The organism is Streptococcus sp. HMSC076C08 (assembly GCF_001810825.1).
In the GTDB taxonomy this organism is placed as follows: Bacteria; Bacillota; Bacilli; order Lactobacillales; family Streptococcaceae; genus Streptococcus.
In genome coordinates, this window is the sequence record NZ_KV802711.1 from 1 (window position 1) to 522 (window position 522).

Annotated in this window: 1 pseudogene; it reads left to right on the forward strand. The window is 37.0% G+C overall.

The features are described 5' to 3' along the window. Positions 1-522 (forward strand): annotated as a pseudogene (locus HMPREF2766_RS00550) (restriction endonuclease subunit S); the annotation flags it as partial.

Consider the following 522-nt stretch of genomic DNA (forward strand, 5'->3'; position numbering starts at 1 on the left):
AACGCTTGGGAACAGCGGAAGTTGGGGGAAGTATCTAATAGAGTTAAAGGAAACGATGGTAGAATGGATTTGCCGACCCTAACAATATCCGCCGGCCATGGGTGGTTAGATCAAAAGGAACGTTTTTCTGGGAATATTGCAGGAAAAGAGCAAAAGAATTATACCCTTTTGACTAGAGGTGAACTATCATATAATCATGGTAATTCCAAACTTGCTAAATATGGTGCAGTCTTTCAGTTAAATGATTTCGAAGAGGCTTTAGTACCTAAAGTTTATCATAGCTTTAAAATGGTTAATGGAAATTCTGGACTTTTTATTGAATATCTCTTTTCTACAAAGTTACCGGATAAGGAATTAAGAAAGCTGATTTCTTCTGGGGCCAGAATGGATGGTTTGTTAAATATTACCTATAATGATTTTGTAACTATCAATTTAACAATTCCAAGAAATAAAGAAGAACAAATTGCCATCGGTTCCTTCTTCCAAGAGCTGGACCAGCTCATTACCCTTCAACAGCGTGAG